The 11653-nt window shown below is 46.8% G+C and carries 9 protein-coding genes; 2 read left to right on the top strand and 7 right to left on the bottom strand.

Going from position 1 to position 11653, the window contains the following annotated elements:
* Window positions 1-9: 9 nt before the first annotated feature.
* The 4 genes from CWI73_RS08525 to CWI73_RS08510 all read right to left on the bottom strand — a co-directional run bounded on the left by CWI73_RS08525 (window position 10) and on the right by CWI73_RS08510 (window position 4429).
* The gene (locus CWI73_RS08525; protein ID WP_126752386.1) at window positions 10-1896 is read right to left on the bottom strand and encodes a hypothetical protein; all 1887 of its coding nucleotides are present in this window, start codon (window positions 1894-1896) and stop codon (window positions 10-12) included.
* Window positions 1897-1987: 91 nt separating this feature from the next.
* Window positions 1988-2740 carry a sulfite exporter TauE/SafE family protein gene (locus tag CWI73_RS08520; protein ID WP_241968876.1) on the bottom strand — a complete coding sequence of 251 codons (753 nt, stop codon included), beginning with the start codon at window positions 2738-2740 and terminating at the stop codon, window positions 1988-1990.
* 115 nt (window positions 2741-2855) lie between these two features.
* Entirely contained in the window at window positions 2856-3485 is a 630-nt protein-coding gene (locus CWI73_RS08515) for a peroxiredoxin (RefSeq protein WP_126752385.1), read from the bottom strand.
* Between the two features lie 47 nt (window positions 3486-3532).
* The gene (locus tag CWI73_RS08510) at window positions 3533-4429 is read right to left on the bottom strand and encodes an MBL fold metallo-hydrolase (RefSeq protein WP_126752384.1); all 897 of its coding nucleotides are present in this window, start codon (window positions 4427-4429) and stop codon (window positions 3533-3535) included.
* A 230-nt stretch (window positions 4430-4659) separates the two neighbouring features.
* Between CWI73_RS08510 and CWI73_RS08505 the strand changes: the two genes are divergently transcribed.
* Window positions 4660-5532, top strand: a complete 873-nt coding sequence (locus CWI73_RS08505) for an MBL fold metallo-hydrolase (protein ID WP_126752383.1) — start codon at window positions 4660-4662, stop codon at window positions 5530-5532.
* 13 nt (window positions 5533-5545) lie between these two features.
* Window positions 5546-7288: a bifunctional protein tyrosine phosphatase family protein/NAD(P)/FAD-dependent oxidoreductase gene (locus CWI73_RS08500; protein ID WP_126752382.1), complete on the top strand. Its 1743-nt coding sequence runs from the start codon at window positions 5546-5548 to the stop codon at window positions 7286-7288.
* 56 nt (window positions 7289-7344) lie between these two features.
* On the opposite strand, the gene CWI73_RS08495 is transcribed toward CWI73_RS08500, so the two are convergent.
* The 3 genes from CWI73_RS08495 to cydB are packed head-to-tail and all read right to left on the bottom strand — an operon-like array spanning window position 7345 to window position 11642.
* On the bottom strand, window positions 7345-8982 hold the full coding sequence (locus CWI73_RS08495) for an amino acid ABC transporter ATP-binding/permease protein (protein WP_126752381.1): 1638 nt from the start codon (window positions 8980-8982) through the stop codon (window positions 7345-7347).
* Window positions 8979-10625, bottom strand: coding sequence for an ABC transporter ATP-binding protein/permease (locus CWI73_RS08490; protein WP_126752380.1), 1647 nt, complete (start codon window positions 10623-10625; stop codon window positions 8979-8981). Before CWI73_RS08490 ends, CWI73_RS08495 begins: the two co-directional genes overlap by 4 nt.
* Window positions 10626-10634: 9 nt before the next feature.
* Entirely contained in the window at window positions 10635-11642 is a 1008-nt protein-coding gene (gene cydB / locus CWI73_RS08485; protein WP_126752379.1) for a cytochrome d ubiquinol oxidase subunit II, read from the bottom strand.
* Window positions 11643-11653 lie beyond the last annotated feature (11 nt).

Raw genomic sequence — 11653 nt, 5'->3', positions numbered from 1 at the left:
CTTCTCCCGTTACGGCTTGTCGTTATTTAAGTCTTCTTCCTGTCGGAGGTAACCGGCGGCTTCCTCATCAGACGTTTGCTGCTTCTCATCTAAACGTTCTTGAGAGCCCGGAATCGCACGAGTCTGCTCATTAAGCTGATGAATTTGCGAGGCATTACCCAAATCACGCTTGCTGGTCAGCGACGCTATTGACTCTCTGTCTTTCAAAAAGTCTATCACATCGTTTCGTATACTCTCGAGCTCCGCATCGGCTCTGTGCATTTCCAGAATATGCCGCGGGTGCTCCAGATTTCTCATACCGGTAGCAGCAAAAGTCGTCGTCACTAACCGGGAAACAATAACCCAAGGGGTAATACTGCTTCTAACCAACGTATTTTCAGAGCGTGTGCTGTCGTGAATACCGGTTCCGGTTGATATTTTAGACTCGGTGAATGTACCTTCACATTTAAAATAAATAAGTAACGACTCAAACTGGATCTCGGCGAAGAATAAATGTGCTACATTCGCCAGCAAGTGGGCAAACGCCTTCAACAAATAACCAATTAAAAAGACATGAATGGCGCCAACCGCGACAGTCGCAAATGCTAAAAGCTCAGCAGATGTGTTCACTTGGTAGTCAATGCCTCGCAAGAAGGCAGCAACTTCTGTCACTTCATAAGCCAAGAGAAAGGTTGCGATAATACCGCCAACAAACAGCAAATTGCCCAGCAGCAGACTTATAAAACGGAACTGACCAAACGATCCACCCAGCTCCATACCTTTCACTTTTGGCTGTATTTCCTGGATCATCTCACCATTAAATGCGCCCTTACCATCTACTTGCTCTTGCAAGCTAGGGTTCAGTTCACGATAGACACGATTCGGCACTTCTTTGTAACGGCGATTCGCCATGACCAGGTTGTCGAGGTTGATAAATATTTCCTTCGGATGCACTGACTCCTGCCAGTTTTCACGAAGCTCTGATACTTCTGATACCGGGTTGGCTTTTGCAAGGCGCTTTTTAAGTAGCAAAACTGAAATAGCAGTAGATATTAATGCACCCAATGCGATGCCTGTTAGATAAAGCCCCGCATGAAACGAAGGCAACGCAGAAAACCAAACTTCCACTTCTGAGGCTGTCACGCTTTCAGAAGACATCCACCAGGAAAATACTAGCCCCACAATAACCGGCAGTAGCAGTGAGAAAACAACCGTTTTTGCCAAAGCTCCAGCCCCCATTGAGTCAATGGACTGCTCTGCATTTCGTGAAATTGATGTTCCCGCTTTGCGCCATACTTGAATTAAATAAAGCGTCAGCAATACGGTATAAACCGGAAAGGCGAGTTCCCCAGCCTCTCCGGCGAAACCAGCCAAAGACACAAACGCAGCAAAACCGAACGCTATCATGGCGGTAATAGTACGAACCCAGGCACCAAGCAAACGCTGCGCCATATTACGCACGGGGTATGGCATAAATAGCAGCTTAGGAAAAACCGTATGGGCAATGCGCGCCAGCAGTCCTTTAGGCTCTACAAAGGTCGCATTTTTACGACCCATAAGCATTTCTTCCAAGCCCCTATCGGTATAGCCAACATAAGGCATTTCTTCTTGTGAGGTACTGCGCTCCGACTTACTAAAGTTTCGAGCCAGAGACGTTGGGTGGTTACGCCCCACAAAGTAACGAAGCATGGCCATAATGCCGCCACTGATGACTTTTATACCAGCAATCAGCAGCAGTACACCGAATATAGCCAGAACCCAACCGGTAAGCGCGTCTTCTTTGACTGAGCCGGCCGCCGATACCAGCAAAAAGACAGCCGCGACTAGCTGTATACCGCCACGCAAGGTGGTGACAAGTCCCTCTGTTTTAAATGGGTTTTTAAGCCCTAGATCTATGGAGCCGTAATCAAAAGCCACTGACAATCCCCTATTCGCTTTAGACAAAACTAAAGGTTAAAGGTTAACGACTCGTAAACTTTTGAGCAACGAAAATATCTCAGTTTTCTTTTTAAATCACCGACTTGGTAATCACAAAAATGCCCATTAGCACAAGAAACACAGCAAATCCTTTCTGGAGCTTTTCTTTGGGTAAGCTACGGCCGATTTTAGAGCCCAAAATACTCCCGAGAATTCCGCCGGCTATCATTATAGAAATAATAAACCAGTTAAACTCGACGTCGTTAGCTGACATGACTGCATAATATTTAAAGAAGCCGGCAATAGACTTAATGACGATAATTAACAAACTTGTACCAATTGCCACAGGCATTGATAGTCCGGCTAAAAGAACCAGTGCGGGTACAATTAGAAAGCCTCCGCCGACCCCAACAAAACCGGTTATCACACCCACCACTAAGCCCTCAAGCGTTACTTTGGCATAGTTCATTTCAGTAACATGGCCAGGAGGCTTAGGCTTACTGCGCCACATAAGTAATGCTGCAACTATCATTAATAGAGAAAAGACAAGTAACTGCCAGCGGCTATCAACTAATGTGCCTATCCACGCACCACCGTATGTACCTATCATCCCGGGAATACCAAATACCCAGAAGTGGCGCCAGCTTACGTTTTTCCGTCTTATGTAGGAAATTGAGCCAAACAAACTGATGCCGGCAACAATTAATAATGACGAGGCAATTGATTCACCCGCGGGCATACCCACTAAGTACATCAGCACAGGAACAGTTAGTATTGAGCCCCCGGAGCCAAATAGGCCTAAACTCAAACCAATAATCACAGCACCTAATATCACTAGCAGCATTTTTTACCTCATATTCTTATTTGAAATATGATTATAACAAAAAAGAATTAAAACAAAAAAGGCCGCGCTTAGTACGCGACCTTTAACCTGTAAATTACTTGCTAACCCGCAGAAATTACTTAAGGTCCGTCAAGCGTAGATAAGGACGCAGTGTCTCCCAGCCTTGCGGGAATTTCGCTTTTGCATCTTCGTCAGAAACACTTGGACGAATAATAACCGGTTTACCGAGCTCCCAATCTGCAGGGCAAGCCACTTCTTGACTATCCGTTGTTTGCAGTGCGTCGATTACACGCAAGATTTCGGCGAAATTGCGACCTACAGTCATTGGGTAAGTCATCGTCAGGCGAATTTTCATATCCGGGTCAATAATGTAAACCGAGCGGATAGCCGCATTGTCATCTTCATCCGGATGAATCATGTCATACAGTTCAGCCACTGCTTTGTCTTTGTCAGCAACAATAGGAAACTCAAGCACAGTATTTTGTGTTTCGTTAACATCTTTAATCCAACCTAGGTGCTCTTCAACCGTATCAGTTGAAAGGCCTAGTGGCTTAACATTGCGTTTAGCAAACTCCGGAGCTAACTGCGCAGTGCGACCCATTTCAGTCGTACATACTGGCGTGTAGTCGGCCGGATGACTGAAGAAAAACGTCCAAGACCCTTTAGCCCATTCATGAAAGTCGATGGTGCCTGTGGTTGTTTCAATTTTAAAGTTAGGTGCGATAGTGCCAATACGTAAACTCATTAGTATTTCCTCTCTTTCGATTGTCGTCATTTAGTTAATTCAATTAACTAAAATTTATTCGCCGGAATTTTGAAGTAATGCTGTCCATCGTTCTCGGCAGGTGGCAATTGCCCTGCACGCAAGTTAACTTGCAGAGCGTGTAACATTCTGTCTGGCAGCGCCAAGGTTTCATCCCGTTCGTCTCGTACCTTCCGGTACTCCTGCTCGCTGACGTCACCCGATAAGTGCACATTGCTTTGTTTGTGCTGCGCCACAGTGGCTTCCCACTGAGCCTCGCGTCCGCCTTTTCCGTAGTCATGCCCAACAAACAAGCGTGTCTCTTCGGGAAGGCTCAAGATACGCTGCAATGATTCCCATAAGTCTTTTGAAGAACCACCGGGAAAGTCAGCGCGTGACGTACCACTGTCTGGATACATAAATGTGTCATGCACAAATGCGGCGTCACCCACAATGTAAGTAATTGAACCCAATGTATGACCCGGTGATAACCAGACTTTGACTTCAAGATCACCAATACTGAAGGTATCCCCCTCTTTAAATAGCCGATCGAAATCTTTTTTCGGATCGAAGATCCCTGATACGTTGTAGTAATCGCTCCATAGCTCTGCTATTTCAAAGGTCTTCTCTCCAATAGCATTAGGTGCACCGGTTTTCTCTTTTAAATAAGCTGATGCCATCAAGTGGTCAGCGTGCGGGTGCGTATCTAAAACCCACTCGATGGTTAGACCGTTGTCTTTCGCCAGCTCCAATACTTCGTCAGCGCTCTCAAATGACGTTTTTGCGCTGCGCGGATCGAAGTTCTGAACAACGTCAATAAGCGCCGCTTTTTTGGTATTAGGATCTGCAACGATATACTGAACAGATCCAGTGTCTTTTTCGTAGATTCCCCATACATCAGGAGAACTTCCACCTGTCGATGGGCTTTTGCGAATGATGCTTGTCATAATGACCTCCTCGCTTGAATTTGGTTATAAGCATATAACAAAAAGTAATTACTTCAAGCGATCAGCCCATTTGAAAAACGATTACTTTAATCGTTATTTTAGATTTAAAATTTTTTTCTAATAGAATTGATAACTATAACTTATTGTTATTTGCCCATTGCTCTCTTTGGAGTTAGTGTTGGTTATATAGATATTACTTTTGGTTATATATTACTGAAGAGGCTTTATATATGTCATCACAGAATCCTGTCGTTACTCACTTTTTCGATGAACCGACAAACACATACAGCTATGTTGTGCAGGATCCAGAATCTAAACACTGCGCTATCATTGACTCCGTACTCGATTTTGACTACGCCGCAGGCCGCACAAACACAGAGTCAGCTGAGGCTATATTGGCTTTTGTAAAAGAAAAGCAGCTTACCGTGGACTGGATTTTAGAAACCCACGTTCACGCAGACCACTTATCTGCGGCTCCTTATTTGCAAGAGAAAACCAGTGCAAAACTAGGTATTGGAGAATATATTAAGACCGTTCAGGAGACTTTCGGTAAAGCATTTAATGCGGGTACCGAGTTTGCTCGTGACGGTAGTCAGTTTGACCGGCTGTTTGCCGATGGAGATACCTTCAGTATCGGTAATATTGAGGCAAGAGTACTACATACACCGGGTCATACGCCGGCCTGCCTTACCTATGTCATCGGCGACGCCGCGTTCGTTGGCGATACCCTATTTATGCCCGACTATGGCACCGCGCGCTGTGACTTTCCTGGCGGTGACGCTCGCACGTTGTACCGCTCTATACAGAAAGTATTTGCTTTGCCGGGCAACACTCGCTTATTTATGTGCCACGACTACAAAGCTCCCGATCGCGATGAATATGCCTTTGAAACGACCGTTGCGGAAGAGAAGCAAAACAACATTCACGTCGGTGGCGGAAAAACCGAAGAAGAGTTTGTGAAAATGCGTACCGAGCGCGATGCGACACTGGGTATGCCCCGGTTAATCCTCCCCTCAGTACAAGTCAACATGCGCGCAGGGCAAATGCCGCCAGCGGAAGATAACGACCAACGTTACCTGAAAATTCCGCTTAACCTATTCTAAATGAGGTCTTGTTATGGAACGTCGTAAACTCAGCCCGTTTATCAGTGTTTCACCACAGATCTCTGTCGAGGATGTCGGTGTTGCTGCATCTCTGGGTTTCAAAACCATCGTCTGCAATCGCCCTGATAACGAAAGCGACGATCAAATCAATGCCGACAAAATTAAGCAGGCAGCTGAGAGAAATGGACTAACATTTAAACACTTACCCGTAGTTTCCGGGAATATCACCGACGATGATGTAAGTGCGTTTGCGAAGCTGATGGCCGATATCAAAGGCCCCGTACTCGCTTATTGCCGCACCGGCACTCGTTCATGTACCTTATGGGCGTTGGCAGAGGCTGCTCATCTAGCTCCACAAACGTTACTCGATACAGCTCAAGAAGCAGGCTACGACCTCTCAGGTCAGCAGTCCCGTATGCAACAACGCTTTGAGCAAAGCACTGCTGACACTTCTCAAGCAAACGCCCCTTCGGTCAACAAACATACAGTGATCATCGTTGGCGGCGGAGCCGGTGGCCAGTCAGTTGCCGCTAGTATTCTAAAGCGCCAACCGCAAACCGATATTGCTATTGTTGAGCCGGCTGAAGCGCATTATTACCAGCCTGGATGGACCCTAGTCGGCGGTGGCGTGTTTGAGCGCGAGCAAACCAAACGACAGATGCGCGACATCATGCCGAAGGCCGCCAAGTGGTACCAAACCGCAGTCAGTCAGTTCCTGCCTGAACAGCAACGCATCGTCCTCGAAAATGGTGACCAAATTGCGTATCAAAGTCTGGTTGTAGCAACCGGACTCAAACTCGACTGGGAAGCAATTCCGGGATTAAAAGAAAGTCTGGGGCTGCATGGTGTCACTTCAAACTATCGGTTTGATCTTGCACCGTACACTTGGAAATTAGTACAGGCGACCCGCAAGGGTAAAGCCATTTTCACGCAACCGCCAATGCCGATAAAGTGTGCTGGAGCTCCACAAAAAGCAATGTATTTATCTTGCGACGAATGGAAGCGTAGTAACTTTCTAAAAGACATTGATGTTGAGTTTTGCACGGCAGGCGCAGCTCTTTTCGGCGTCAAAGACTATGTACCGGCGTTGCAAAAATACGTTGATAGCTATGGCATCAATTTACAGTTTCAGCATAATTTAATTGCTGTAGACGGTCCCAATCAAAAAGCAACGTTTGCAGTAACTGACAGTAGCGGCCGTACCTCTGAAGTAGAGAAGTCATTCGATATGTTACATGTTTGTCCGCCGCAAAAAGCGCCTGACGTTATTGCCAAGAGCCCATTAGCCGATAAAGCAGGATGGGTCGATGTCAGTGCAGAAACACTGCAACACAAACAGTATGGCAACATTTATGCCGTTGGGGATGTGGCTAACGCACCTAATGCGAAAACCGCTGCAGCAGTTCGTAAACAGGCCCCGGTCGTTGCCGAAAATGTACTGTCTACGCTTGCAGGTAAACCCGCAATGGCGGTTTACGAAGGCTATGGCTCTTGTCCATTGACGGTAGAGCGCGGAAAAATCGTATTGGCTGAATTTGGTTATGGCGGCAAATTACAACCTACCTTCCCAGCCTGGTTAGTTGACGGAACAAAACCGACTCGCTCGGCTTGGTTCCTAAAAGAGAAAATGTTGCCGTGGCTATATTGGGATATCATGCTTAAAGGCAAGGAATGGCTAGCCAAGCCTAAACACCTCAGTCACCGACCTGAACCGCATAGCGCACCTGACGCCTGCAATTTCGAAGAAAAGAAATAAACCTTTCCCAACCTAGTGGCGGCTACTCATTCTCTCCGGTAGTCGCTGCTTTTTAGTTAAAACGGTTTAAGTACTATCGTTTCCCCCTGTGGAATTTTCGGGTTATCAAGTTCGTTTGGCCCAAGGTGGCTAATAATAATCCACGTCTTGTCCTTGTAGGCAGCAACGATATTTTCCAGCATTCTTTTCGCCAGTTGACGCTCGAGCCCCGCAAAAGGCTCATCTAACAAAATAATGGGACGCCCTTGTAATAAAACTCTTGCTAACACAAGTCTCCGTAATTGACCGCCTGATAGCATCACGCCTCTGGCACCAACTAGGGTATTCAGTGATTCCGGTAAGGCTCTTACTACATTATCCAGTTCCACTAACTGCAATACCGCCCAGAGTTCTTCATCGCCCATAGGTTGATGCGATAGGTTCAGGTTTTCTCTTATCGACCCATCCAATACTTCCGTTCTTTGCGTTAAAAAGCTGATATGGTTATCTACATCCGCCCCTTGCGATAAGGTGATTTTTCCGGTGAAACAGGGCAGCCACCCCATAATGGCTTCGGCTAACGAGCTTTTACCAAGGCCTGACGGACCATTCAGCCAATGGACATAACCGGGTTTAAACTGTGCCGATACCGGCCTTATCAGGACTCGCTTGCCTCGTTTGACACTGATGTTATCCAACGTCAAGGAAATAGCTTTTTTCAAAGACTCACTGCTGTGACTCTTCACTGGCTTCTGCACTGAGGCTTCATTAGCTAACAAGTGTTTCGCTGCCGCTACCGTTTTTCCATAACCTCCCCATTGAGACGGTAACTCCGCTGCAATCTCTTGCCACGCCAGCGCTGAGAGCACCAACATAATCATTTCAGCGCTGCTTATCATACCCGTCTCAAAAGCAAAGCCTGAAAGTATCACCGCTAGCAAAAAGACGCTGTGAGAGAATATTTCGACAAGCCATAGTGTTTTATGCTGCATTGCCAGCTGCTTGTCGTCGAGCTGCTCTTGTCGTTGGGCTTGCTTTAGTAACGCCTGCCGGTGGGTTTTATACGCCCCCCATGCGAGTAGCTCAGTAGCTGACTCAGTAAACGCCATCGACTGCCGCCGCAAACGCTGTGTTGATTGCAGTTGTTGCATTGCCAAAGCACGTGTTTGCTTTGCCATTCGAACACTGACAAAGAGCACAAGCAATGCCGCTATTGCCAGTGCTATCGCTGCCGAAGGAATATAGATTCCCCAAAAGAGAATCAACAGACACGACGATAATACGAAAACCAACACCGGCGCCATAAGCCTTAACAGCAGGTTATCCATGGCATCCAAATTACGCGTTAAATATTGCACGCCGTCGGCAACTCGCAAAGGGGCTAAGCTTGCCAGCGAACGGCCTTGTAGTCTTTTGAACAGCGCGACACGCCAGCGCGCTTGTAGCTTTAAAACAGCATCGTGATTGATCAAACGCTCTACATAGCGGCTCAGAGTACGCGTCACAGCAAAAAAGCGAATTCCGGCCCCCGGTGTGTAAATATCAAATGCAGTATATAAAGCGGCGGCTGTTATAAACCAACCAGACAATGACAATAGACCAATACCAAATAACGCAGTCGCTGTCGCAAGCCCCAAGCCAATAAAAATCTGAAGCCGGACACTTCTAAGCTGCTTAAGCCAGGGCTTTAAATATTGCCAGTCACGGTGATTCATGCCGACACCTTTATTAATTGCGTAGCCCGTTTAATAAGTAATGGATCATGACTTGCGACAATGACGGTATTGCCATCATGGGCATAACTCTGTAAGCACTTTCTAATAGCTTCCGCAGACACTTCGTCAAGATTCTCCGTCGGCTCATCGGCGATAATGACAGCTCGTTGAGATAATAGGCAACGTGCTAACGCAAGCCGACGCTGCTCTCCTCCAGATAGTCCGACCCCGTGCTCTGAAAGCTTAGTGCCAAGTCCCTCAGGGAGCGTTGCCAGAAGCTTATCAAGACGCACCTGTGCTAATGCTTCGAAAATTTGTGCGTCACTGTGATGCTCGAATATGTTGAGGTTAGCACGCAAGCTGCCTGCGGTTAGGAATGGTTGCTGAGCAAAATAGGCAATTTGGTGAGTACTTTCGACTGGTTGAGATAACTGCCCCTGAAACGGCAGCTGCCCTAACAGAACTTTGACTAGCGTCGTTTTACCGCTGCCTGAGTCACCTGTTATTACACAAAGCTCCCCCCGCGCTATCTCGCTATCAGGAAACTTTAATTGCTTATTAGCTCCGCTACTGCCAAATGTCACGCTTAGGTTATTCCAAGCATAAAGATGAGTGTCTTTGCGCAAATCATCACTAGTACCAGAGCTTTCTTCAGCGGTAAGGCTATCTTTATTTAACTCGCACAATAAGGTCGCGGCACCAACAGCCGCCGCGCGATCGTGGTAACTTTGCGCAAATTGTCGAAGTGGCGCAAAGTATTCCGGCGCCAGCAGCAAAACGAAGAGCCCTGTAAATAAGGTTAATTGGTCAGCGCCTAACCAGTCGATATAACCCAATAGACCAAAGCCCACATACAAAGCAACACCGGCAATCGCCACACTGGAAAAAAACTCCAGCACGGCTGACGATAAAAACGCAATGCGAAGAGTCGACATAGTGGCTTTGCGGTAATCTTCCCCCGCTGCTGCGACATCATTAACAGCAGCAGTACCGGCACCAAATAGCTTTAACGTCGTTAGGTTGCGTAATTTGTCGGTAAATACACGGCTCAATGCAAACGTTTGTTGTGCATGTTTTTGGCTTAACCTTTCAGCCCCCATGCCAACAAGCGCCATAAAAACCGGAATAATCGGCCCTGAAATTAGGAGTAAAGCACCAACAACCGGGTTTAAGTAAAAACACACCAGTAAAATAAGTAACGGAGAGGTGACAACCAAATACTGTTGCACCAAATAGCGGCTGAAGTAGCCCTTCAAAGATTCAATGGGCTCTAATTGCAACGAACCGTCTGCTGCCGCTAACGGCTTTCCCGCTAACAGTTTTCGCTGCCAGTCGTCAGCAAGCTTCTGACGAGCTTGTTGGCTTGCCAATAATGTCGCTCTGCGCAGAAACTGTTGCTGTATTTGCGGCAACGTTGCTCTTAACAAACTAGTGAGCGACAACCCGATCAATAGCATTGGCTGAGACCAAAGTGAGTATTCGCCCACAAATAACCTTTCGGCCAATAGTGCCAAGAATGATAACTGCACGATGACAGCCACTGTTTTTAATAAACCTAACAAAAACGCCCACTGAATGGGGCGTTTTACGTAAGCAGCAAGCTGCTTTAAATAGGCTGAAGCAGACGCAAAATCAGCGTTCATTCACCATTCCTAATGGTAACCCTGGTCAGCTTTGACCTTACCTCGGAATACCCAATAGGTCCAAGCGGTATAAACCAGTACAATTGGAATAACGAATAGCAGCCCTATTAACAAAAACAGCTGAGACTCGTGTGCTGACGCCGCATCCGCAAGAGTATAATTCGGCGGTACTACGTAAGGCCATTTACTTGCCAACAAGCCTAAATACGTAAAGATAAATAGCGCCATGGTCGCAATAAATGGCGTGCCTTCGCGACGCTGACTAACAGACCGATAAATCCAGAATGCACTGAGTAAACCGAGTATGGGCAGTAGCCAAATTGCAGAGAATTCACTAAACCAGCGCTCAGCCACAAATGCATCGACAAACGGAGTCCAAACGCTAATGACAAGGAAAATGATTAACACAGCTGCCAATAGTGGTTTAACAAGCTTGTAAGCCCACTCTTGCGTCGCTCCTTCTGACTTCATCACTAACCAGGTTGCACCAAGCAGTGCATAACCCGCAACCAAACCTACACCGGTCAAAACAGTGAAAGGTGTTAGCCAATCTAATGCACCACCAACGTACCGCATATTCTCTGTTTCAAAACCTTGAATGTAAGCGCCCACTACCGCACCCTGTGCAAACGCTGCAACGGTGGAGCCAATAGCGAATGACCAATTCCATAAGTACCTGGACGAATGCGCTTTAAACCTGAATTCAAAGGCTACACCACGGAAAATGAGCCCTGCCAGAAGTAAAAACACACCAATATAAAGTGCAGGTAAGAAGATTGAATAGACTAAAGGAAAAGCAGCCAACAACCCGGCTCCACCAAGCACTAACCAGGTTTCGTTGCCGTCCCAAACAGGGGCAACCGAATTCATCATAATATCTCTATCTTGTTCGCTCGGTGCGAACATAAACAGGATACCCTGCCCCAAATCAAAACCATCCATTAGCACATACATGATGACGCCAAAGGCAATGATTGCAGCCCAAATATAGGTTAAGTCAAAAACGGGTTCACTCATAACTGACATCC

This window comes from Idiomarina piscisalsi (assembly GCF_003987095.1).
GTDB lineage: Bacteria > Pseudomonadota > Gammaproteobacteria > Enterobacterales > Alteromonadaceae > Idiomarina > Idiomarina piscisalsi.
This window is presented reverse-complemented; position numbering and strand designations above follow the sequence as displayed.